The 21946-nt window shown below is 69.7% G+C and carries 23 protein-coding genes; 14 read left to right on the forward strand and 9 right to left on the reverse strand.

What is annotated here, in order from left to right; all coding sequences use genetic code 11:
• The first annotated feature begins 4 nt into the window (after positions 1-4).
• Positions 5-1240, forward strand: a complete 1236-nt coding sequence (locus HOV77_RS02880; protein WP_290857146.1) for a beta-ketoacyl-[acyl-carrier-protein] synthase family protein — start codon at positions 5-7, stop codon at positions 1238-1240.
• Positions 1241-1243: 3 nt separating this feature from the next.
• On the opposite strand, the gene HOV77_RS02885 is transcribed toward HOV77_RS02880, so the two are convergent.
• Positions 1244-1768, reverse strand: coding sequence for a hypothetical protein (locus HOV77_RS02885; protein ID WP_290857151.1), 525 nt, complete (start codon positions 1766-1768; stop codon positions 1244-1246).
• Positions 1769-1825: 57 nt separating this feature from the next.
• On the opposite strand from HOV77_RS02885, the gene HOV77_RS02890 reads away from it, so the two are divergent.
• Entirely contained in the window at positions 1826-2518 is a 693-nt protein-coding gene (locus HOV77_RS02890; protein WP_290857153.1) for an LppX_LprAFG lipoprotein, read from the forward strand.
• Positions 2518-4032, forward strand: coding sequence for an MFS transporter (locus HOV77_RS02895; RefSeq protein ID WP_290857156.1), 1515 nt, complete (start codon positions 2518-2520; stop codon positions 4030-4032). Before HOV77_RS02890 ends, HOV77_RS02895 begins: the two co-directional genes overlap by 1 nt.
• Positions 4033-4041: 9 nt before the next feature.
• Here HOV77_RS02895 and HOV77_RS02900 read toward each other — a convergent pair whose 3' ends face one another.
• Complete coding sequence (locus tag HOV77_RS02900) at positions 4042-4737, reverse strand: DUF998 domain-containing protein (protein ID WP_290857158.1); 696 nt, start codon at positions 4735-4737, stop codon at positions 4042-4044.
• A 42-nt stretch (positions 4738-4779) separates the two neighbouring features.
• Positions 4780-6078 carry a hypothetical protein gene (locus HOV77_RS02905; RefSeq protein WP_290857160.1) on the reverse strand — a complete coding sequence of 433 codons (1299 nt, stop codon included), beginning with the start codon at positions 6076-6078 and terminating at the stop codon, positions 4780-4782.
• A 56-nt stretch (positions 6079-6134) separates the two neighbouring features.
• On the opposite strand from HOV77_RS02905, the gene HOV77_RS02910 reads away from it, so the two are divergent.
• Positions 6135-6497: an MmcQ/YjbR family DNA-binding protein gene (locus HOV77_RS02910; RefSeq protein WP_290857162.1), complete on the forward strand. Its 363-nt coding sequence runs from the start codon at positions 6135-6137 to the stop codon at positions 6495-6497.
• On the opposite strand, the gene HOV77_RS02915 is transcribed toward HOV77_RS02910, so the two are convergent.
• Positions 6483-7472, reverse strand: coding sequence for a hypothetical protein (locus HOV77_RS02915; RefSeq protein WP_290857164.1), 990 nt, complete (start codon positions 7470-7472; stop codon positions 6483-6485). The two genes, HOV77_RS02910 and HOV77_RS02915, sit on opposite strands and share 15 nt — an antisense overlap.
• A gap of 54 nt (positions 7473-7526) precedes the next feature.
• Here HOV77_RS02915 and HOV77_RS02920 point away from each other — a divergent pair, with 54 nt between their 5' ends.
• Positions 7527-8174, forward strand: coding sequence for a TetR/AcrR family transcriptional regulator C-terminal domain-containing protein (locus tag HOV77_RS02920; protein ID WP_290857166.1), 648 nt, complete (start codon positions 7527-7529; stop codon positions 8172-8174).
• Here the strand turns inward: HOV77_RS02920 and HOV77_RS02925 are convergent.
• Positions 8164-9108 (reverse strand): hypothetical protein, encoded by a 945-nt coding sequence (locus HOV77_RS02925; RefSeq protein ID WP_290857168.1) that lies wholly within the window; start codon positions 9106-9108, stop codon positions 8164-8166. The two genes, HOV77_RS02920 and HOV77_RS02925, sit on opposite strands and share 11 nt — an antisense overlap.
• An 81-nt stretch (positions 9109-9189) precedes the next feature.
• Here HOV77_RS02925 and HOV77_RS02930 point away from each other — a divergent pair, with 81 nt between their 5' ends.
• A complete protein-coding gene (locus HOV77_RS02930) occupies positions 9190-9744 on the forward strand; it encodes a hypothetical protein (RefSeq protein WP_290857170.1) in 555 nt (184 codons plus the stop codon).
• Here HOV77_RS02930 and HOV77_RS02935 read toward each other — a convergent pair.
• On the reverse strand, positions 9711-12020 hold the full coding sequence (locus HOV77_RS02935; RefSeq protein WP_290857172.1) for an EAL domain-containing protein: 2310 nt from the start codon (positions 12018-12020) through the stop codon (positions 9711-9713). The genes HOV77_RS02930 and HOV77_RS02935 overlap by 34 nt on opposite strands.
• Positions 12021-12517: 497 nt before the next feature.
• On the opposite strand from HOV77_RS02935, the gene HOV77_RS02940 reads away from it, so the two are divergent.
• Complete coding sequence (locus HOV77_RS02940) at positions 12518-12853, forward strand: YciI family protein (RefSeq protein WP_290857174.1); 336 nt, start codon at positions 12518-12520, stop codon at positions 12851-12853.
• Positions 12854-12942: 89 nt separating this feature from the next.
• A complete protein-coding gene (locus HOV77_RS02945; protein ID WP_290857266.1) occupies positions 12943-14127 on the forward strand; it encodes a sigma-70 family RNA polymerase sigma factor in 1185 nt (394 codons plus the stop codon).
• Here HOV77_RS02945 and HOV77_RS02950 read toward each other — a convergent pair.
• Positions 14066-14536: a hypothetical protein gene (locus HOV77_RS02950; RefSeq protein WP_290857177.1), complete on the reverse strand. Its 471-nt coding sequence runs from the start codon at positions 14534-14536 to the stop codon at positions 14066-14068. The two genes, HOV77_RS02945 and HOV77_RS02950, sit on opposite strands and share 62 nt — an antisense overlap.
• A gap of 110 nt (positions 14537-14646) precedes the next feature.
• Here HOV77_RS02950 and HOV77_RS02955 point away from each other — a divergent pair, with 110 nt between their 5' ends.
• Genes HOV77_RS02955 through HOV77_RS02970 form a run of 4 tightly spaced genes read left to right on the forward strand, consistent with a single transcriptional unit; the run spans position 14647 to position 16700 of the window.
• Positions 14647-15180, forward strand: coding sequence for a hypothetical protein (locus HOV77_RS02955; protein WP_290857179.1), 534 nt, complete (start codon positions 14647-14649; stop codon positions 15178-15180).
• 10 nt (positions 15181-15190) lie between these two features.
• Positions 15191-15589, forward strand: coding sequence for an alpha/beta fold hydrolase (locus HOV77_RS02960; protein WP_290857181.1), 399 nt, complete (start codon positions 15191-15193; stop codon positions 15587-15589).
• A gap of 8 nt (positions 15590-15597) precedes the next feature.
• Positions 15598-16017 carry a HEAT repeat domain-containing protein gene (locus HOV77_RS02965; RefSeq protein ID WP_290857184.1) on the forward strand — a complete coding sequence of 140 codons (420 nt, stop codon included), beginning with the start codon at positions 15598-15600 and terminating at the stop codon, positions 16015-16017.
• Between the two features lie 8 nt (positions 16018-16025).
• On the forward strand, positions 16026-16700 hold the full coding sequence (locus tag HOV77_RS02970; RefSeq protein ID WP_290857186.1) for a rhomboid family intramembrane serine protease: 675 nt from the start codon (positions 16026-16028) through the stop codon (positions 16698-16700).
• On the opposite strand, the gene HOV77_RS02975 is transcribed toward HOV77_RS02970, so the two are convergent.
• On the reverse strand, positions 16660-19137 hold the full coding sequence (locus tag HOV77_RS02975; RefSeq protein ID WP_290857188.1) for an ATP-dependent Clp protease ATP-binding subunit: 2478 nt from the start codon (positions 19135-19137) through the stop codon (positions 16660-16662). The two genes, HOV77_RS02970 and HOV77_RS02975, sit on opposite strands and share 41 nt — an antisense overlap.
• 1 nt (position 19138) lies before the next feature.
• Positions 19139-19483 (reverse strand): hypothetical protein, encoded by a 345-nt coding sequence (locus HOV77_RS02980; RefSeq protein ID WP_290857190.1) that lies wholly within the window; start codon positions 19481-19483, stop codon positions 19139-19141.
• Between the two features lie 138 nt (positions 19484-19621).
• Between HOV77_RS02980 and HOV77_RS02985 the strand changes: the two genes are divergently transcribed.
• Together HOV77_RS02985 and HOV77_RS02990 are read left to right on the forward strand one after the other, a co-directional pair.
• On the forward strand, positions 19622-20146 hold the full coding sequence (locus tag HOV77_RS02985) for a DoxX family membrane protein (protein WP_290857192.1): 525 nt from the start codon (positions 19622-19624) through the stop codon (positions 20144-20146).
• A gap of 173 nt (positions 20147-20319) precedes the next feature.
• Positions 20320-21864 (forward strand): alpha-L-arabinofuranosidase B, encoded by a 1545-nt coding sequence (locus HOV77_RS02990; RefSeq protein WP_290857195.1) that lies wholly within the window; start codon positions 20320-20322, stop codon positions 21862-21864.
• The last annotated feature ends 82 nt before the right edge of the window (positions 21865-21946 follow it).

Consider the following 21946-nt stretch of genomic DNA (forward strand, 5'->3'; position numbering starts at 1 on the left):
CACGATGAACTCGCAGGATGTCGTCGTCACCGGACTGGGGGCCACCACCCCGCTCGCCGGAGACGTCGAAGGACTCTGGGCCGGACTGCTCGCCGGGCGGTCCGGCGTACGCCGCATCGACGACCTGCTCGACGGAGTGCCGTCCGGCGAGGACCTGCCGACCCGCATCGCCGCACCCATGGCGGTCTCCCCCGCCGACGTGCTGCCGCGCGTACAGGCTCGCCGGATGGACCGCTGTCAGCAGGCCGCCCTCGTCGCCTCGCAGCAGGCCTGGGAGGACGCGGGCTTGCCCGAGGTGGATCCGCTGCGCCTCGCCGTCGTGATCGGCACCGGCATCGGCGGCGTCGGGACGCTCCTGGCGCAGGACGACCTGCTGGAGGAGAAGGGTCCGGGCCGGATCTCGCCGCTGACCGTGCCGATGCTGATGCCGAACGGCCCGGCGGCCTGGGTCAGCCTCGAGTACGCGGCCCGCGCCGGCGTCTACACGACCGTGTCCGCCTGCGCCTCCGGTGCCGAGGCGCTCGCGCTCGGCGCCCGGTTGATCCGCGAGGACGAGGCCGACGTCGTGATCGCGGGCGGTGCCGAGGCGGCCATCAACCCCTTGACCATCGCCGGGTTCGCCCAAGCGCGTACCCTCTCGAAACGAAACGACGACCCCGCCCGAGCCTCGCGGCCGTTCGACACGGGCCGGGACGGGTTCGTGCTGGGTGAGGGCGCGGGCGCGATGATCCTGGAGCGCGCCGACTTCGCCGCGGCGCGCGGGGCTCGCGTCCTGGGCCGGCTGGCCGGATTCGGCATCACCGCGGACGCGCACCACATCACCAGCCCCGACCCGACCGGCGCGGGCCAGATCCGCGCGATCCGCAAGGCCGTCCGCGACGGCGGCCGGCAACCATCCGATGTGGACCACGTGAACTGCCACGCGACCTCGACCGTGGTGGGCGACGTCTACGAGGCGCTCGCGATCAGGGAGGCGCTGGGCGACCGGCCGATCCTGACCGCACCGAAGTCGAGCCTCGGCCACCTGGTCGGCGCGGCCGGAGCGGTCGAGTCGATCATCACGCTGCTGTCGGTGGCCCGCGGCGTGATCCCGCCGACGCTCAACCTCGAGGACAAGGCGGCCGATGTCACGCTGGACGTGGTGACCGGGGCCCCTCGCGAGATGAATGTCCGGGCCGCCATCTGCAACTCGTTCGGCTTCGGCGGTCAGAACGTGTCGCTGCTGTTCACGCCCGCGTAGTTCTCAGCGCGGCGTGACCGTGAGCAACAGGCCGTGCACGAAGCGGTAGACGACGTCCGGCGTCTCCACCCGCCAATGCGCGGCCGTCTGCGGATCGACCTGCTTCGCGTCGGGATGAGCGGCGAGGACGTCGCCGATGACGCATCGCCACGGCGTCAGGTCGTCCGGCTGTGGTGCACCGGTGCGTACGAGCTGGCCGCGGAGCACGAAGCCCTCGTGCCCCGTTATCGCCTCCCAGGAGAGCTCCGGCCACAGCCCGCCGAGGTGCCACAGATGGGCGGTGACCTCGGCGTCTCCCACGCTGATCAGGCGCGCGGCGTCGGACGGGCCGAGCACCGCCCGCAACAGCTGCAGACCCTGCGGCGCCGTACGCGATCGCAGCATCCGCTGCCAGCGGGTGTTCGCCGCCACGTACTGGGCTTTGCTCGCCCCGAGTTGCCGGTACGCCTCCTCGACCAGGTCAGGCCGCAGATCCGCCATGCGGCGCAGCAACATCAACTGGAACTCGCGGCGTGCGTACCCGATCACCCGAGCAGCCTATGACGGGCCGAGACCGCCTTGCCGGGGTTGACTAGCATGCTCCCCATGTCACGGACACTCCGCGCGGTAGCCGCGCTGTCTTTGCTCGCGATCGTCGTCAGTGGATGCTCCAAGAAAGACGACCCCACGCCGACGCCGTCGGCGAGCACGCTGCCCAACGGGGCCACCCTGCTCACCGAGGCGGCCCTGGCGATGGCGACCGTGAAGACGGCCCACTTCGCCCTGACCGTCGACGGTGACATCGAGAACCTGGCGATCAGCAAGGCCGACGGCGACCTGACCCGCGAGGGCAACGCCAAGGGCACGGCCACGCTCACCCAGAGCGGGCTCAAGGTCGAGACCGAGTTCGTCATCGTCGGGCAGGACGCGTACCTGAAGGGCCCGACCGGAGGCTTCACGAAGGTGCCGCTGTCGTTCGCCGCCACCGTCTACGACCCGTCGGCGATCCTCGACCCGACCCGGGGCGTGGCGAACCTGCTGAAGGCCGCGAAGAACCCGCAGACCGTGGGCCAGGAGGGCACCGCGTACAAGGTGACCTTCGAGCCGGACGCGGCGGCGCTGGCGGCCGTCATCCCGACCAAGATCACCGGGATCACCGCCGCCGTCTGGATCGACGCCTCGACCAAGCAGGTCACGAAGGGCGCGTTCACGGTACCGGCTTCGGGCGGCAAGCCCGGCGGCACGATCACCGTCGTGTTCTCCAACTACGACGCGCCCGTCACGGTCAGCGCACCGTAGTGCGTCCCCGGCTCACCCTGGGCGCCGGCGGCCTGGCCGTCCTGCTCGGCGCGCTCGACGCGTACGTGCTGGTCTCGCTGCTGACCGCGGTCGTCACCGACCTCGACATCCCGATCAACCATCTCGAGCGGGCGACCCCGGTCATCACCGGATACCTGCTCGGCTACGTGGCGGGCATGCCGCTGCTCGGCCGGTTGTCCGACCGCCACGGCCGCCGGGTGGTCATCCTGGTCTGCCTCGGGGTGTTCGCCCTCGGGTCGGTCGCGACCGCGCTCGCGACCGGGATCGTCCAGCTCGTCGCCGGCCGGGGCCTGCAGGGCCTGGCCGGCGGCGCTCTGCTGCCCGTGACGATGGCGCTCGCGGCGGACGTCTTCGGCGACCGCCGCCGCGCCGCCGCGCTCGGGTGGATCGGCGCTGCTCAAGAGCTGGGTGCGGTCCTGGGACCGCTGTTCGGGGCGGTCGTCGGCGGATGGCTCGGGTGGCGGGGCGTCTTCTGGCTCAACGTTCCGCTCGCCGCGCTCTGCGCGCTCGCTGTCTGGTTCGCGCTGCCTGCCCGGTCTTCTGGCACCGAGGCGGGCGAGCGGCCGCGAGTCGACGTAGTGGGCGGCGTACTGCTGGCGATAGCGCTTGGCCTGCTCGTGGCGGGCCTCTACAACCCCGAACCGGAGCGCCAGGTGCTTCCGTCGTGGGGCCTTCCGGTGCTCGCCGCCGGAGTGCTGGCGTTGATCGCATTCGCCGTCTGGGAGTCCCGGGCGAAGGTCAAGCTCGTCGACCTCGCCGGGGTGCGGCGTACGCCGTTCCTCGGGTCCCTCCTCGCCAGCTTGTGCGCCGGGGCGGCCTTGCTGGTGACCCTGGTGGACGTTCAGCTCGTGGCGCAGACCGTCTTCGGGAAGTCCGCGTGGGACGGCACGTTGCTGCTCACCCGTTTTCTCGTCGCCCTGCCGATCGGCGCGGTCCTCGGCGGGCTGCTGCTGCGGTTCGCCGGAGAACGCCTGATCACGGTGCTCGGCCTGCTGGCCGGCGGTGGGGCGTACGCGCTGATCGCGGGCTGGCCAGCCGACGCGCTCGCCGCCCACCATCCGCTCGGGCTGCCAAGGGTGGACACCGACCTGGTGCTCGCCGGGCTGAGCCTCGGCCTGGTGATCGCGCCGTTGTCGGCGGTCGTCCTCAGGGTGGTCCCCGCCGCGCAACGTGGTGTCGCCTCGGCCGCGCTGGTCGTCGCCCGAATGATCGGCATGCTGCTCGGCGTCGCCGCGCTGTCGGCCTGGGGATTCCACCGGTTCCGGGAACTCACCGCCACGCTGAACACCCCGCTGCCGTTCGGAGTGTCCGAAGAGGACTTCCAGCGTCAGATGACCGCGTATGAGCAGGCATTGCAGGCCGCGCTGCGTACCGAGTATCGGGAGATCTTCCTCGCGACCGCGGTGATCTGCGTCGTCGGCGCGCTCGGCGGCCTGCTGCTCGGCGGCGGCAGTTCAGATCAACGTCGCCTGGAGGTCACCGCGGACCACTAGACCAGGTGTTCAGGCGCCGTCCGCCGCAGGTTCCTCACGGTGGGCGGCGCCTCGCCGTGTGCGGAGGATTTGCCAGGCCACTACCGCGATCCATCCCGCCCCGGTCGCGGCGAGCAGGCGCTCCAAGAGACCGCCGACGGCGGACTCGTTCGCCACGACCAATCCGATCAGCAGCAGGACGAAGCCGACTCCGGTCAGCCGGCTCGGCCGGGCCAGGTGCTCCCAGCCCGGCGTACGCCGCATCGCCGACGCCGCGACGAACAGGGTCGCGAGGAAGACGAAGATGCCGGCCGTGCTGAGGATCGAGTCGAGCGCGCCGCCCGAGTTGGCCACCTGATCCGCACTGGTGCAGCCCGGATCGGCCAATCGGCACGCCTCCCGTTCGAACGGCGAGAGCAGGTCGCCGAGCCCGAAGATGGACAGCGTCAGAAGTACGGCCGTGACGGTGCCCCAACCCTGGGCGGCGGCCAGCGCCGGGCGTACCGCCAGAAGTCCGAACAGGACGGTGGCCAGCCCGCACAAGGTCAGCACGACCACGAGGATCACCCCGTGCGGTGCGGTAACGGCGTACATGTCGCTGATGGTGTGGGCGAGCGCGTCGTAGCCCGGCCCCTGCCACAGCGCGGCGACCAGCCAGCTCACCACGAAAAGCAGCTGTGCGAGCAAGCCCGCCGACGCACTCCACCGAACAACGCGACTGTCCACGCGCACACGATAGGCGCGTGCGGGCCGTCGGCGCTGACCCGGTCAAGGCCGAGAACGCAGGACCTTCCACACGATGCGCGGCTTGAACAGCGCACTCGGCGGCAGCACCAGATGTTGTACGCGGTTGAACGTGAGCCGGATCTCAGAGTCGCGCATGGCGGCGCGCAGCATCCGCTTGGAGTAGCCGTTCAGCAGGTCGATGAGCGGCGGCTTCGGGCCGGTCGTCTCGGGGAAGGCGAAGTCTCCGCCCGCGGCGAACCGCCACGGGACCGCGAGGATGCCGGCCGCGCGACGGTAGTACTCCGTGGCGAGGTCGGCCGACACCGTCGTCGCCTTGTCCAGCGCGGCACCGAGTTCGACCGCTTCCAACGCGGCACAGGTCATGCCCTGGCCGTAGATCGGGTTGAAGCTGCACAAGGCCTCGCCGAGGGTGACATAGCCGGCCGGGTGGCGGTCGAGCTTCTCGAAGTACCGACGGCGGCTGGCCGGGAAGGTGTGGACGTACACCTCCGACAGCGGTTCGGCGCGGCCCACCAGGTCGGCGAAGGCCGGATGCGGCAATGCTTTCAGGTGCTCGAGGAAGCCCGCCTCGTCGCGCGGGTACGCACCATGCCAGGCTCCGGCCATGACGAGCCACCGGTCCCCCTCGATCGGCAGCAGGAGCCCGGTGAGGTAGGCGTACGGGGGTGTCGGGAAGGCGAAGACGGCCGCGCCGTCGGCCACGTCGTCCGGCTTTCGCGGATACACGCGGGTGGCGTACCCGACGCCGACCTTCACCTCCGCCGTCTCGGGGCTGGGAAAGCCCAGCTCAGCGAGCCAGCGATCGGATCGGGAGCCGCGGCCCGAGCAGTCGGCCACCAACGACGCCGCCAGTTCGTCGCCGTTGTCCAGGCGTACACCTTGGACTTTGCCCGAACCGATCAGACCGGAGACCGCCACCCCGGTCCGGACCTCGACGTTGGGCCGCAGCCGATCGCGCAGCGTGTGCTCCAGGAGCGGACGGCTGAACGACACCAGCCGCAACCCGCTGTCGACGCGGGGCCACAGCTCGCCGAAACGGTGCACGCGCAGGTCCAGGCCCGGGTCGAAGGGCACCGCGCCCGCCGCGACGAGCGCGTCGGCGAAGCCCGGGAACAGCCCGCTGAGCGCTTCCTGTCCGGCCGCGAGCAGCACATGTCCGTGATTTCCCTGTGGTACGCCACGGCGCGCCCGTGGTTCGTCGGGCAGGGTGTCCCGTTCGATCAGGGTGACCCGGCCGAACCGGCCGGCGAGCGACTGTGCGGCGGCGAGCCCCGCCACCCCCGCTCCGATGACGACGGCGTGCTCTTGCGCAAACGACACGGCCTCACGGTACCAGGAATCGACCGTCGGATATGGACGCCGACTATCCTGTGCGAATGGACCTGGTCGACCGCGTACGCGCGTTGTTCATGGCGTTCCCGGAGGTCACCGAACGCCCCAGCCATGGTGCTCCGACGTGGTTCGTCCGGGACAAGAAGTCGATCGCGACGTTGTGGCCGGACGGGCACCACGACGACGACTTCCCGCACCTGTGGGCGGCCGCCCCGCTCGGCGCGCAGCAGGAGCTGATCGCCATCGACCCGGAGCGCTATTTCCGGCCGCCCTACGTGGGCCACCGCGGCTGGGTCGGCGTACGCCTCGACGGCGAGATCGCCTGGGACGAGCTCGCGGAGATCGCCGAGGATGCGTTTCGGGTGGTCGCACCGAAAACGTTGATCGCGAAGTTAGACGCGCGCTGACGCGAGCACGGCGTACGCCTCCTTCGGCCGCCACGTGCCGTCGGGGCGCACGGCGACGACGCCGTATCCGGCGGTGTCTAGGTTGTGCTCCGGGCGGTCGTCCCAGGCGTACAGGTAGCTGGCCCAGGTGAAGACGAAGGCTCCGTCGACGGGCTCGTCGCGGTAGATCGCCAGCAGCTCGGTCAGCTCGTCCGCCTGTTCGGTCTCGTCCCGCACGATCCCGTCGGCGAGCCGGGCCGGGGTCGTGGACCGGTCGATCGCCGTCCAGCCGAGACCGCCCCGATCGGCCGCCCCGCGATAGGTGCAGCAGCCGAACTCGGTCAGCACCACCGGCTTGCCGTGTCGCTGGTAGTCCCGGAGCAGCTCCCGATACTTCGCCCGGTTCTTCGCACTGCGATAGAGGTTGACGCCGACGACGTCGAACGGCGTCCAGTCGACGCGTTCCCAAGAGCCGCTCGCGTACGTGACCGATCCGCCGAACCGCTCCCGAGTCAGAGCGACCGCCTTCGCCAGGTACGCGTTGAGCCGCTTCTGCGGATCACCGGTCCGCAGCATGCCCAGGAACATCCGCCAGGGTCGAGCGGCGAGCCGGATCCGATCGAGGGTGGTGTCACCGGGGAAGAAGCCGTGCTGGAACAACGTGGCTTCCAAGCCGACCACGAAGACGACCTCACCACCGGACCGCAACTCTTCGGCCAGCGCGGCTGTCTCAGCCACGTACGCCAACGCGTCGGCCTCGCGCAGGTTGCCCCGCACCGGCGAAAAGTACACGGCCAGACCCAGCTCATGGGCGATCCGGGTGGCCGATGCCAGGCGCGCGGGGTCCTCGCCGGAGATGCGTACCGCGTCGCAGTGCAGCTCACCCGCGATCGCCGCCAGCTCGGCCCGCGCCGTCGTCTCGTCGAATTCGGGCCGGGACAGCCGTCCGGCGATCATCTCCGCTCCGACGTCGTAGTTCAACCCCCGGAATGCCACGTCAACCTCCGTCCAGTAAACGATACACCGTATCGCCACGATACACTGTATCGCATGGCCTTGATATGGGAGCGTCCGGTCGCCGACCGTCGCCGCAGCGTCCGGCTCGACCGCGACCGGATCGTCGCGACCGCCGTGGCGCTCGCCGACCGGGACGGGCTGGACGCGGTGACCCTGCGACGGGTGGCCGCGGACCTGGAAGTCCTGCCGATGCGGTTGTACACATATCTGGCCACCAAGGACGACCTGCTAGACCTGATGGCCGACTGGGCGTACGGGCTGATCGAGCTGCCTGGCCCGAAGACACCGTGGCGGTCGTCGCTACGCAAGATCGCGCAGGAACTGCGGGCCGTCGCCGGGGGTCATCCGTGGGTGATCACGCTGCTCGGCTCGCGCTCGCCGTACGGCCCCAACGGCCTGCGCCTGGTCGAACGGGTCTGGTCGGCGCTCTACGACCGGGCCCCCGACCCGGCGACCGCGGCCGCGGCGTGCACCGCGTTCATCGCGTACGCCACCGGCGCGCTCGCTCAGGAGGCGGGCGCTCCCGACAGTCCTGACGTCGAGCGGTACCTGGCCACAGCGGTCAGCGGTGGGGCGTACCCCACGTTGGCGCGCGCCTTCGCCGACCTCGGGCCGGCCGACACCTTCGACGGCGGACTGGAGGTCGTGCTGGACGGCATCGCCGCCCGCCTCACCGCGTAGTCGCCGCCGAGGCCGGGTGGGTGAAGAAGAGGACGGCGAGTTCGGGGGCCAGGAGCAGCGGCACGACGAGGAAGGTGGCGTACTGGAGCGGCCAGGCCGTCGGGACCGCCACGGGGACGCCCGCCACCCAACCGCCGGGCCAGTTCTGGTACGCCCAGAACCGGTGCACGGCGTTCTGCACCTCCATCAGCACACCGACGACCGCGGACGCACCGACCATCGCGGCGAGCGGAGTCCAGTAACGGCGGCGCATCGCACCGAGCAGCGACGGCCGGCCCCACCGGGTCAGCAGCGCTTCCACGGTCACCCACACGCCCAGGAACGCGATTAGGGCGTACCAGAACGGGGGTGCGTGGACCGTCGGGTGCTGAACGGCCAGAACGTAGCCTTGTGCGTACCAGTTGAGGTAGAGCAGCAGCGCCGTGGTGAGCGCGGCGACCCCGATGAGCAACAGCCCTCCAGGCCGGGCCGGGGCCACGGAGCGTGACGGTCGCGCCAGCCGGTCGAGGACGGCCTTGACCGCGAGATAGCTCTCCACAATGGACATCCAGTAGAACGCGAAGCCAGGCACCACGATGAGCGCGTAGAGCCAGACCGTCCAGAAAGGATAGATCCACAACCGGCCGAGCCATTGCGCCACGACCTCCATGACCAGGCCCGCCGCCGCCCCGCCGAGCAGGACGCGGACGAAGCGGGCCGGATCGGCGACAGCCGCCGTCCACAGTGACGGAGCACCGAGACGCTTGCAGATCCCCTCGCCAAGGAGGATGACACCGGTCGTGAGCAGGACCGCCGAGAACCCAAGGAGCACGACGGGGACGACGGGCAGGCCGAGCACGAAGTCGGTGGGCTGGGTGTAGACGCGCGACGGCACCAGGAACTGGCCGCAGGACGCAGCCACACAGAACAGGCCGACCCAGCTGGCGGCGTTCATACTCACCAGTCTGCTCCGGTTTGGGAGCGGTACCCCGGTGAAGTCAGGGAACGGTTAAGTTGGAGCACAGAAGCGGTGGAGGTGACGATGCGTTACGAGATGGCAGAGGAGCTGGGGCAACCGCGGCTCGATCAGGCCTGGGCGGCGTACTCGGCCGCGTTCGACGAGCTCCGGGCGGCGACGGTCGAGCGGAATGTCCTCTATCGGCACGAGTTCGAGGCCGTCATGATGGACAAAAGGATCGAAAAGCACTATGCGATCGATCCGGATCTCGACGAGGTCGTCGCGCTGGCGACGTTCACGAACGCGCTGGAAGCGCTGAGCTGGCTGTCCCCCGAGTACTTCGCCGCGCGATGGCCGGACCAGTTCGCCAACAAGCAGATCTGGTACCTGGGGTTCTTCGCGATCCACCCGGACTACCGGCACAGCGGCATCTTCGAGGCGGTCATCAGTCAGATGTGGCGGCCGATCCAGGCCAACGGCGGAATCGCCGCCCTGGACATCTGCGGCGTCAACATCTCGCTCGGGCTGGCCGGCGCCATCTCGCGTACGCTCAAGGACCTCACCCCGGCCATGGTGACCGAGGAGATCGACGTGCAGACCTACTGGGCGTTCAGCCTCGACGCGCCCGCCTGAAGTTTGAGCGGCGGCGTCACCGACCAGCGGCGCGCGAAGTCCCCGGCGCTGACCGCGTGGCCCCAGAGCCACCCCTGCCCGTAGGTGACGCCGATCCGGGACAGCAGCTCCCGCTGGGTTTCGTCCTGCACACCCTCGGCGACCACGCTGAGCTGCAACGCTTCGCTCATCGCCGCGACCGCGCGGACGATCGCCTCGTCCTCCGGATTGTGCCCGAGCCCGACCACGAACGACTTGTCGATCTTCACCCCGGTGACCGGGTAGTTCCGCAGGTAGCCGAGCGCGGAGAAGCCGGTGCCGAAGTCGTCCACCACCAGACTCACGCCCAGTTCGCGCAGCTCCCGCAGGGTCTGGTCGACGGTGCCGGACGACTCGATCATGACCGATTCGGTCAGCTCGATCGCCACCGCCGACGGGGGCAGGCCGTATTCGCGCAGCGCCGAGGCCAGCTCGCCGGGCAGCCGCGTATCGCGCAACTGCCGGGGCGACACGTTGATCGAGAGCCAGAACCGCTCGGCCACCACGCCGTCGGCCCGCCATTGGGCCAGCTGGTACAGCGCCTCGTGCATCACCCAGCGCCCGATGTCGATGATCAACCCGGACTCCTCGGCGACCGGGATGAAGGTCGCCGGGCCGATCAGGCCCCGATCCGGATGCGTCCAGCGGAGCAACGCCTCCGCGCCGACGATCCGGCCGCTGGGCATGTGCGCCACCGGCTGGAAGGCCAGGTGCAGCTGCCCCAACGCCATCGCCTCGCGCAGCGCAAGGTCGATGTCGATGCGTTCGCGTACGCGATCGCGCATGACCGGGTCGAAGATGACCCAGCCGTCGCGCCCGTTCGCCTTCGCCTGATACATCGCGGTGTCGGCGTCGCGCAGCAAGTCCTCCGCAGTGACTTCGCCGTCGCGGGTGTGCCCGGCCTTGGTCGCGGCGGAGCGGGTCGAGCTGGAGATGCCGATCGAGACGCTCACGACGACGTCCGCCCCCGGCATCCGCAAGGTCTGCCGCATCGTCTGCAGGATCACCTCGGCCAGCGCCAGCGCGCCCTCCCGGGTCGCCCGGTACGCCACCACGAACTCGTCCCCGCCGACCCGGGCGATCATCGCCGCGTCCGGGGCACAGCCGCGCAGGCGCCCGGCCACCTCGGCGATGACCTGGTCACCGGCCATGTGACCGCGGGAGTCGTTGACGTACTTGAAGCCGTCCAGATCGAGGAAGTAGACCCAGACCTCCTCGCCGTCGACCGGCTGGGCCAGCATCTCCCGGACCTCGGTGAACCACAGCGACCGGTTGGCCAGCCCGGTCAGGGAGTCGTGGGTCGCCTGGTGCTCGTAGCGGTGCTGCGCGGCGGCGTACCCCCGCACGGCCGAGACGGCCCGGGCCAGCAGCAGCGCGACGATCGCGGCCCCGCCGACGGCCAGCAGCACCCGGTCGAACGGGGTCGGCTTCTCGATCAGGACACCGAGGACGAACGGGACGGCGAGCGCGGGCGCGATGAGGAACAGCCGGCGCGCCGACCAGGCCTGGATCGGCAGGCTGGCCTGCCGCCCGATGTCGGCCATCGAGGGATGCAGCCCGGAGGCTCCGATCAGCGTGAAGCCCAGCAGGAACGGCAGGTCCAGCAGCGGCGAGCCGACCAACTCACCTTCGTTGCCGATGATGGCGTACGCGACGTCGCCGGTCAGCAGCAGCGCCATGCAACCCAGCAGCATCGTGAAGGCAGGACCGCGCCGGGTCGCGAAGGCCAGATTGGCGACCAGCAACACCAGTACGCCGTCCAGCAGCGGATACACCCCGGCGAGGGCCGAGACGGCCGCCTCCCGCCCGGCGATCGAGGCCGCGGGGACGGCGAAGAACATGGTGAACACGATGGTCACGCCGACCCCGATGAGCAGCCCGTCGATGACCGCGTGCCGCTTGTCGCCCACCCGGGCCCGCAGGAAGCCGCCGAGCGCCAGGAACATGCACAGGTAACCGGGGATGGTGAAGCAGTCGGGCAGCACCCCGCCGAGACCGGAGTGCTGGTCGAGCATCGTACGCAGCAGCGCCCCCGCCAGGAACAGGAAGCAGGCGGCCGACAGCAGCCGCCACGGCCAGGCCGGCTGGGGCCGGTGGCGGCGGATGCCGGTGATTATCGCGGTCCCGGCTCCGATGCCGACCGCGCTGAACGCAAGCCCGCTGACGATCTCGTTCGGGACGAAGGCGTACAACGCCGCGGCGAGCAGCCCGCCCGCCAGGAAGACGCTCCAGGCCTGCATCGAAGACTTATGGGGCATGGGCACACCCCCCTGGTGGCAGGCTCGCGGAGCGGCGGATGAGAAACGATATCAACGTCCGCCCAACGATAGCGAGGGTTCCAGCAGTCGCCGCAAATACGACATTTCACCCTTTCCGCCAGGTTGGCCCCGGCTGGGTTCCGTTGAGCCCGGGTTCGGGTTCCCAGCCCGGGTTCGGGTTCCCAGCCCGGGTTCGGGTTCCCAGCCCGGGTTCGGGTTCCCGCCAGATCACGGTTATACCTGTGATCTTGGCCCAAGATCGCATGGATATCCATGATCTGGCGGAAAACACCGGCGCACCCTCGCGGAAAACACCGGCGCACCCTGGCGGAAACACCGGCGCACCCTCGCGGAAAACACCGGCGCACCCTCGCGGAAATCAAGGCGGCGAACTCCGCCGGAAAAAGTTCGGGCGTAGTGTCGATTCCGGCGAGCCGAGCGCGTCGGAGTTTCGAACGACCCGATTCGGCGGGTCACCGAGTGGAAGGGCCACGACCATGGCCAGGTACCTCATTCTGATCCACGGCGACGAGCAGGCCGACGAGAGCGCCACCCAGGCCGACTTCGACGCCTTGATGGCCGCGCACAACGCCTTCTCGGCCAAGCACGGACCGGCGATCCTCGGCGGCGAGGCGCTGCAGTCCACGAAGACCGCCACGAGCATCCGATCCGACGGGACCATCACCGACGGGCCGTTCGCCGAGGTCAAGGAAGCGCTGGGCGGGTACTACCTCGTCCAGGCGGCCGACCTCGACGAGGCGATCGCCATCGCCAAGGACTGCCCCGCGCCCAACGGCGGCGTCGAGGTGCGCCCGATCATGGAATTCGAGTAGGGCCGGAGTTCGTGACCGCGATCCGTCTGCCGGCTCCGGCCGAGGTCGCGGCCGCCGTCGCCGAGGCGCACCGTCGCGAATGGGCCTTCGTGCTCGCCGCGACGGTGCGCGTCACCCGCGACCTGGATCTCGCCGAGGAGTGCGTCCAGGACGCGTACGCCGGCGCTTTGTCGGCCTGGCCTGCGTCGGGCATCCCGGCGCGTACGGGCGCTTGGCTCACGACGGCCGCCCGCAATCGCGCACTCGACCTGCTGCGCCGGGATCAGACGGCGCGCCGTCATCTCCCGTTGCTCCTCGACGATCCCACGCTGCCCGGCCCGGAGAGCGCGCTGGACGCTCCCGACATCCCCGACGACCGGCTGCGGCTGATCTTCACCTGCTGTCACCCCGGGCTCGCGGTCGAGGCCCAGGTCGCGCTGACGTTGCGGCTGCTCTGCGGGCTCACCACCGCCGAGGTCGCGCGGGCGTTCCTCGTCAGCGAGGCGACCATGGCCGCCCGCATCACCCGGGCCAAGAAGAAGATCGCCACCGCGCGCATCCCTTACCGCGTACCGTCCGCGGCCGATCTGCCCACCCGCGTCGAGGCGGTGCTGACCGTCGTCCACCTCCTCTACACGACCGGCCACACCGCGCCGTCCGGCACCGGCCTCATGCGCGCCGACCTCGTCCAGCGCTCCCTCGACCTGGCCCGCATGCTGCGCGAACTGCTGCCACGAGACGCGGGCGTCGCCGCGCTGCTCGCCCTCATCCTGCTCACCGACGCGCGCAGCGGCGGGCGCACCGACGACTCCGGCCGCCAGATCCTCCTGGCCGACCAGGACCGCTCACTCTGGGACCGGCACGCCATCATCGAAGGAACTCATCTGGTACGCGAGGCGCTGCGTAGCCGCCCACCGAGCCGATACGCCTTGATGGCCGCCATCGCAGCGGTCCACAGCGAGGCCCCGAGCTGGGAGGCGACCGATTGGGCGGAACTCGTCGGCCTCTACGACCATCTGCTGGCGACCTGGCCCTCCCCGGTCGTGGCCCTGAACCGGGCGGTCGCCGTCGGCTTCGCCCACGGCCCGCTCGCCGGGCTGCTCGCCGTCGACGAGTTGAGCGCCGAACCCCAGCTCGCCCGGTACGCCTACCTCGCGGTAGCCCGGGCGGAGTTCCTGGAACGCCTCGGCCGGACGGTCGAGGCGCGGCTCGCGTTCACCGAGGCGCTCATGCTCACCGAGAACGAGACCGAACGCTCGTTCCTCGCCGACCGCCTCGCCGCCCTCCCCCACTAGGCAGCAACAGCCACAGCGCTCCGCTCTCCTCCCGCAGATGCGGCGCGACGAGGAACTTCGGGCGGTTGACCGCCACGATGAGCCCGATCAGTGGGAAGGCGGCCAACGCCACCAGGCAGACCGCTGCGAGGGGGCGGCGCAGCGCGTCTTGTTCGCCCAGCGCCCAGCCGACGACGTCTGCCGAGCCCGCACCGGTCAGCAAGGTGACGGCCGCGAAGACGACCGGGTTGCTGCGGCGGAGTGCCCGGGCCAGCCACCGCGGGTAGTAGCTGGGCGTGGCCCTCAGATCGGATCTGCGCGTACTCCCTGCCCAATGGCGCGGGATGTAGAAGATCCAGGCCAGAATGCACGCGGCGAACCCGCCGAACATGACGACGGACTGCGCCAGCATGGCGGCCGTTTCCTGCACGTCTGTAGCTCCGAGGGGTGAGCAGTGGGTCCGACGAAGATATCCGCAGGTCAGTGGCGTATGCAAGGCGGGCCGGGACAGGGTTGCCGGGGATGGTTACCTTCGTGGATATGACGTTGTTCGCCCCGTTCACGGGGACGCTCTACCTTCCCGACAAGGAGTTCCTCGCCGCCAGTACGCCGGTCCTGCTGCCCGACGGCCGCCCCGTCGCCGGAGTCGTCTGGCACACCTGGACGCAGCGCTTCGAGATCACCGACGCGACCGGCTCGATCGTCGCCGAATGCCGGCCCGAGGGGTTCTTCCGGCGGCGGTTCCCCGTGCGTACGCTCGACGGCCGGCGCGTGATCGAGCTGGTGCCGGGCGCTTGGCGGCCGTTCAACGGAGCCGAGCTGACCCTGGCGTCGGGTGGGCGGCTGGCGGTGCGGCAGATCAGCCTCTGGTCCGACCGCAAATTCGAGTTCTATGGGCCGCAGGGCCTCGTCGGGCGGATTCTGCCCACCACGGGCACGTTCACGTTCCGCCCCGACTCGTACGCCTTCGAAGTGCTGATGCCGGTGATGTCAGCCTTGGAGGCGGTCTCGATCGCGCAGGCGCTCCGGCTCGTGGCGCGCGGCAACCGGTCCGCTGCGGCGGCGAGCGTCTGAGGGGCAGCTGATGAAACCGCGGTTGCTGCTGCTGCACGGGGTGGCGCGTACTGGGCAGAGCTGGGCGGCCCACCGGCCGCTGCTCGCAGAGAAGTTCGACGTCGTGACGCCGGACCTGCCCGGGTTCGGCGACGCTCCCGGGCCGTTCCGGCTCGACTCGGCGGTCGCCGGGATCGCCGATGCTCTTGATGACGAGACCGATGCGGGCGGCGTGCGTACCACTATCGTGTGTGGACACTCCGCGGACGCGATGGTGGCGCTCCGGCTGGCGGCCCGGCGCGCGGCGGCCGGAATCGGCGGTGCGGAGCTGCACCTCCAGCCCGGCGGCGACCACCTGTGGAGCGAGAGCGAGCCGACGGCGTTCAGCGGACTGCTCGTGACCCGGGCTTGTCGGACCCGTCTGGCATAGTCGGCGGCGTGGATCTGACGCCGCGCGAGCTCGTCGAGTCGGAGTGCCGTCGCCGGGGCAAGGCGGCCGTGCTCGCCGACTGTCTCGCGTTGCTCCGGGGCGAGACCGATCTGCGGCTGCTCCGGTCGGTCGCCGGACGCGGCGCGGACAAGTACTTCGACGGCAAGGAACATCTCGACACGTACTGGTTCCGGGTCTGGGCGATGCGGGCCCTGCTCTGGTCGTGGGACGACAGCGCGACGAGCGCCGTCGTCGATGCGTTCGGCGACGAGGCTTGGCGCGTACGCGAAATGGCGGCGAAGGTCGTGGCGCGGCACCTGGTGGCCGAGGCGGGACCGGCGGTGGCCGAGCTGAGAGACGACCCGGTTCCCCGAGTACGCGCCGCGGCCGAGCGGGCGGTCGCGAGGCTGATCTCGGCTCGGGCATGATCTCTGCCGTGAAGAAGATCCCTTGGCTGACCGGGACGGTTCTGGTCGTCACTGCCGCCGTCAACCTGTGGGCCGCCGCCGATGCCGACGTGATGCGGAAGCTCGGCCGCGATCCGGCCGGCTTTTCCGCCGACGGTTGGTGGCATCTGTTCAGCTCGCTGTTCGTCCAGTCCGACGGCTGGGCCCAGCTTGTGTTCAATCTGCTCACCCTTGCCGTCTTCGGCTACCTCGTCGAGGTTCACCTCGGGCGTTGGCGCTGGTCGGTGCTCTATCTCGGCGCGGGTCTGCTCGGACAGGCGCTCGGGTACGCCTGGGAGCCACCCGGCGGCGGCAACTCAGTGGCGGTCTGCGGTCTCGTCGGCGGGCTCGCCACGGCGGTGCTCCTCGGCCGGGGCGCGTTGCCGTCCAACGCCGGGCTCTTCGCTTCGCTGTACGCAGTGGCGCTAGCCGGTTCGCAGCTCTTCGGGTGGATCGCCCTCGCGATCGGGGTCGTACTGGTCACGGTGGTCAACGGCGTACTGGAGAAAACCGGCCGCGGCACCCGGATTCTGGCGGTCCTGGTGCCGCTGGCCGGCCTGGTCCTGCTGGCAGGGCAGGACCATCACGGGGCATCTCTGCTGTTCGGCGTGCTCGCCAGTGGGCTCATGCCGGTGCGGGTTGCTCGGTCCGCTCCGACGCCGTGACCTGGAAGTCGAGCTTGCCGTCGGCGACCGCGACCGTGACCGTGTCGCCCTCTTTGACCTGACCGCCGAGGACCATCTTCGACAGCGGCCCGTCCAGTTCCCGTTGCAACGCCCGGCGCAGCGGGCGCGCGCCGTACTCGGGTTGGTGCCCGCGCTCGGCCAGCCAGTCGACCGCCTCGGGCGTGACCTCCAGCGTGATGTCCTGCGACTTCAGGCGGCGTTTCGTGCTGTCCAGTAGCAGCCCGGTGATCTGCCGGAGCTCGGTCTGGGTCAGGCCGCTGAAGATGATGACGTCGTCGATCCGGTTCAGGAACTCCGGCCGGAACCGCTGCCCCAGCAGCTCCATCAGCTCGTCCCGTAGCGCGTCCAGGTTCTTGCCCGCGGTCTGCGCGGCCAGAATCCGGTCCGCGCCGATGTTGCTGGTCATCACCACGACCGTGTTGCTGAAGTCGACGGTACGCCCTTGGCCGTCGGTCAGCCGACCGTCGTCCAGCAGCTGCAACAAGATGTTGAAGACGTCCGGGTGAGCCTTCTCGATCTCGTCGAACAGCAGCACGCTGTACGGGCGGCGGCGGACCGCCTCGGTCAGTTGCCCCGCGTCGTCGTAGCCGACGTAGCCGGGTGGCGCGCCGACGAGTCGGCTGACCGTGTGCTTCTCCTGGAACTCGCTCATGTCGAAACGGACCATGCCGTCCTCGTCACCGAAGAGCGCTTCGGCGAGCGTACGGGCCAGCTCGGTCTTGCCGACCCCGGTCGGGCCCAGGAACAAGAACGACCCGTCCGGTCGCTTCGGATCACCGAGTCCGGCGCGGGCTCGGCGTACCGCCTCGGCGACGGCCGTGACCGCCTCGTCCTGGCCGATGACCCGCTGATGCAGGTGCTCCTCCAGTTTGAGCAGCCGGTCCCGTTCCGCCTCGGTCAGCTGAGCCACCGGGATTCCGGTACGCCGGGCGACGACATCGGCGATGTCCGGCACACCGACCTCGGGCACCTCGCCGGTCTGCCCCTTGAGCCGGGCGACGTGTTCCTCGGCGTCGGCGATGGCCGCCTTCAGCTGATCCGCCTTGGCGTACTCCTCGTTGCGAACGGCGGCGTCCTTCTCCCGTTGCAGCTTCGCCACCTGCTCCTCGGCGTCCCGGGTGTCCGCCTTCGGCATCTTCGCCTTCAGGCGTACGCGGGCTCCGGCCTGGTCGATGATGTCGATCGCCTTGTCCGGCAGGAACCGGTTGGTGATGTAGCGATTGGACAGATCGGCGGCTGCGGTCAACGCCGCGTCGAGGATGCGTACCTGGTGATGGGCCTCGTAACGGTCCCGCAGTCCGCGCAGGATCGCGATCGTGTCGTCGACGCTGGGCTCCGGGACCAGCACCGGCTGGAAACGGCGTTCCAGCGCCGAGTCCTTCTCGATGTACTTCCGATACTCCTCCAGCGTCGTCGCGCCGACGACGTGCAGCTCGCCTCGGGCCAGCGCCGGCTTGAGCATGTTGCCCGCGTCCATCGCGCCTTCGCCGCCGGCGCCCGCCCCGACGACGGTGTGCAACTCGTCGAGGAACAGGATCACGTCGCCCTCGGCCGCGCGTACCTCGTCGATGACCTTCTTGAGGCGTTCCTCGAAGTCGCCCCGGTACTTGCTGCCCGCCACCATGCTCGCGAGGTCCAAGACGATGACCCGCTTGCCGGACAGCGTCTCCGGGACGTCGCCGTTGACGATGCGCTGCGCGATGCCCTCGACGATCGCGGTCTTGCCCACGCCGGGATCGCCGATCAGCACCGGATTGTTCTTGGTACGGCGGGAGAGGATCTCGACGGTGTCCTGGATCTCGGCTTCCCGCCCGACGACGGGATCGAGTTCGCCGGCTTCGGCGCGGCTGGTCAGATCCTGCCCGTACTCGTCCAGCGTCGGTGTGGTGCTCGGTGGCTTGGCCCCGGGCGTCCGCCCCGGCGCGGCCGGGCTGACGAGCGTACGCAGAGCCTGGCCGGCGACGGTGTCCGGGTTGGCCGCGATGCCGAGCAGAATGTGCTCCGGCCCGATGTAGGAAGAGCCGGCCTGCCGGGACTGAGTATGCGCGTCGAGCAGCGCCCGCTTCGCCGCCGGCGTCAGCTGCGACGCCGGTCCGCCCGACGGGCCGTGCTCGTGCGCCTGGGCCATCTGCTCGGCGAGCTGATCCGGATCGGCGCCGGCGGTGCTCAGCAGTCGCCGCGTGGGATCCTGCTGGGTCGCCGCCCAGAGCAGATCCGTCACGTCCATCTCGTGCGAGCCCCAGTGCCCGGCCTGAGTGGCGGCCAGTTCGACCAGCTCCCGGGCCTGATCGGAGAGCAGCCGCGACAGATCCACCCGTTGCACGGGCCGGGCCGCGAACGGATCACCGCCGAAGAACCGGTTGACGAGATCGTCGAAGCCCCGCCCGGTCAGCCCGGACATTCCGTCGATCGACATGTCACTGCGGATCGTTAACGCCGTGCGCCAGCTCGGCGACGGACCCGGTCATCGGTTCGGGAGCGTTCAGCTCGACGCCCCCGGCTCCCCGCATCCTGGCGTCCAGCGGCATCGCGTTCGACGTCATGCTGTCCGGCGACATCGTGTTGTCCAGCGAGATCGTGTCCGGCGGCGCGGAGGCGAGACCGAGCATCGTCTCCTCATCGAGCATGCCGTCGTTGCCGTTGCGGCGACGACGATAGGCGAGGTACGCCGCCCCGGCCGCCAATCCGGTGGCGGCGACTCCCGCGACCGCCATCTTCCTGCCCCGCCCAGCGGCCGGGGTTGCCTTCTTCGTGGACTTCATCGCCGACTCCCCGCGTAGCTGATCGACGGACGCGCTTGGCCGCGTCCCTCGACGCCAACGCTAGTAGCGGGGACCACCGACCGGGCAGAATCCGGGATATCCGGAAAATACTCCGAAAGTTGCACATACGCTGACGCCATGAGTCAGCATCGACTGCCGAACGACCAGGCGGACCAGGTCGGCTCGGGCGGCTTCGGCGAGGCGATGTTCGCCGTGACCCGGGTCGCCATCGGATTCATCTTCTTCTGGGCCTTCCTGGACAAGCTCTTCGGCCTCGGCAAGTCGACTCCGAGCGAGAAGAGCTGGATCAACGGCGGCTCCCCCACCAAGGGATACCTCTCCGGCCTCAAGGGCACCTTCGCCGACACCTTCACCGACATCGCCGGCAAGGCCTGGGCCGACTGGCTGTTCATGATCGGGCTCTGCGGCATCGGCCTGGCCCTGATCCTCGGCATCGGCATGCGCATCGCCGCCGTGACGGGCACGATCCTGCTCTTCCTGATGTGGCTGACCGCGCTGCCGATCAGCAGCAACCCCTTCCTCGACGAGCACCTGATCTACGCGTTCGCGATCATCGCCATCGCGGTGACCGGCGCGGGACTGCGCTACAGCCTCGCGCCTTGGTGGCGGAAGCTGACCGCCAAGGCCCGCTGGCTCTGGTAGCTGTTCGCCCCGGCGCGGGCACGCTCGATCGAAAAAGTTAAGTGTTGCGAGAATATTTCCGGTCGGCTATGTTAGCGCTCACATGGCCGGACCGCCGTCCCCAGGACCGACCACTTGCGCGGGTGAACCAGCTTCGGTTCGCCCTCCACCGCCCCGCAAGGAGGTCACCACCCATGGCCCTATTCGGCCGTCCACGTCCCGCCGTCCTCGCCCTCACCGCCACGGCCGCGCTCGTCGCGAGCCTGTTCGCCGGGGGTGGAACGTCGCAGGCCGCCACCACCGGCCCGTGCGACATCTACGCCTCCGGCGGCACGCCCTGCGTCGCCGCGCACAGCACGACCCGCGCGCTCTACGGCTCCTACAACGGATCGCTCTACCAGGTACGCCGTTCCTCCGACAACGCCACCCTCAACATCGGACTGCTCAGCGCCGGCGGGTACGTCAACTCTGCTCCGCAGGACTCGTTCTGTGCCGGGACGTACTGCGTCATCTCCGTGATCTACGACCAGTCGGGCCGGGGCAACCACCTGACGCAGGCCCCGCCCGGCGGGTTCAGCGGACCGGCCGCCGGCGGCTACGACAACCTCGCTCCGGCGACGATGGCCCCGATCATGGTCGGTGGGCACAAGGCGTACGGGGTGTTCGTGTCGCCTGGCACGGGCTACCGGAACAACGCCACCAACGGCGTCGCCAAGGGTGACCAGCCCGAGGGCATGTACGCCATCTTCGACGGCACGCACTACAACGGGGGATGCTGCTTCGACTACGGCAACGCCGAGACCAATAGCCGCGACAACGGCAACGGCACCATGGAGGCCATCTACTTCGGCAACATCAAGGTCTGGGGCTACGGCACCGGAAACGGGCCGTGGATCATGGCCGACCTGGAGAACGGCCTGTTCTCCGGCGTGAACGCGGGATACAACTCGAACGACCCGACCATCAACTACCGGTTCACCACCGCGATCGTCAAGGGCGAGCCGAACCACTGGTCGATCCGCGGCGGCAACGCCCAGTCCGGCTCACTGTCCACCTTCTACAACGGCGCACGCCCCAACGTGTCGGGCTACAACCCGATGAAGAAGGAAGGCGCGATCATCCTCGGCATCGGCGGCGACAACAGCATCGGTGCCGCCGGAACCTTCTACGAAGGCGTCATGACCTCGGGATACCCGTCCGACGCGACGGAGAACTCGGTGCAGGCGAACATCAATGCGGCCGGGTACGCCACCGCGGCTCGGGTCGGCCCGGCGAACGGGTCGGTCGTGTCCCTGCGGGCCACCACGGCGTGCTGCACGACGCGGTACATCTCGCACTCCGGCGCCACCACGCTGACCTCCGCGGTGACCTCGTCCAGCTCGTCGACCGACAAGGCGAACGCGACCTGGATCGTCCGGGCCGGGCTGGCCAACAGCGCCTGCGTTTCGTTCGAGTCGAGGAACACAGCGGGCAGTTACCTGCGCCATCAGAACTACCAGCTGTACTTGCACGCCAACGACGGCAGCGCGTTGTTCGCCAACGACGCGACCTTCTGCCCGACGACCGGCGTGAACGGGCAGGGCATCTCGCTCCAGTCCTACAACTTCTCCAACCGCGACATCCGCCACTACAACAACAACCTGTACATCGCGAGCTACGGCGGTTCGAACACGTTCGACGCGAGTTCGCTGTGGGGCGACGACTCAAGCTGGGTCGTCACCTCCCCCTGGACGCCGTAAGTCACTGGTGGGGCTGGACCCGCCTGCTCTAGGGCCGGATCAGGGTTCCGGGTCGAATCTTGAACGGTGATTCGACCCAGAA

It is taken from the genome of Hamadaea sp. (assembly GCF_013362815.1).
Taxonomy (GTDB): Bacteria; Actinomycetota; Actinomycetes; order Mycobacteriales; family Micromonosporaceae; genus Hamadaea.

Bases quoted from the DNA above. Each gene is read 5' to 3' on its own strand.
- HOV77_RS02980 (WP_290857190.1), bottom strand. From the start codon at position 19,483: ATGAAGTCCACGAAGAAGGCAACCCCGGCCGCTGGGCGGGGCAGGAAG.
- HOV77_RS02935 (WP_290857172.1), bottom strand. From the start codon at position 12,020: ATGCCCCATAAGTCTTCGATGCAGGCCTGGAGCGTCTTCCTGGCGGGC.
- HOV77_RS02955 (WP_290857179.1), top strand. From the start codon at position 14,647: ATGACGTTGTTCGCCCCGTTCACGGGGACGCTCTACCTTCCCGACAAG.
- HOV77_RS02925 (WP_290857168.1), bottom strand. From the start codon at position 9,108: ATGAACGCCGCCAGCTGGGTCGGCCTGTTCTGTGTGGCTGCGTCCTGC.
- HOV77_RS02910 (WP_290857162.1), top strand. From the start codon at position 6,135: ATGGACCTGGTCGACCGCGTACGCGCGTTGTTCATGGCGTTCCCGGAG.
- HOV77_RS02920 (WP_290857166.1), top strand. From the start codon at position 7,527: ATGGCCTTGATATGGGAGCGTCCGGTCGCCGACCGTCGCCGCAGCGTC.
- HOV77_RS02880 (WP_290857146.1), top strand. From the start codon at position 5: ATGAACTCGCAGGATGTCGTCGTCACCGGACTGGGGGCCACCACCCCG.
- HOV77_RS02940 (WP_290857174.1), top strand. From the start codon at position 12,518: ATGGCCAGGTACCTCATTCTGATCCACGGCGACGAGCAGGCCGACGAG.
- HOV77_RS02890 (WP_290857153.1), top strand. From the start codon at position 1,826: ATGTCACGGACACTCCGCGCGGTAGCCGCGCTGTCTTTGCTCGCGATC.
- HOV77_RS02960 (WP_290857181.1), top strand. From the start codon at position 15,191: ATGAAACCGCGGTTGCTGCTGCTGCACGGGGTGGCGCGTACTGGGCAG.
- HOV77_RS02975 (WP_290857188.1), bottom strand. From the start codon at position 19,137: ATGTCGATCGACGGAATGTCCGGGCTGACCGGGCGGGGCTTCGACGAT.
- HOV77_RS02990 (WP_290857195.1), top strand. From the start codon at position 20,320: ATGGCCCTATTCGGCCGTCCACGTCCCGCCGTCCTCGCCCTCACCGCC.
- HOV77_RS02985 (WP_290857192.1), top strand. From the start codon at position 19,622: ATGAGTCAGCATCGACTGCCGAACGACCAGGCGGACCAGGTCGGCTCG.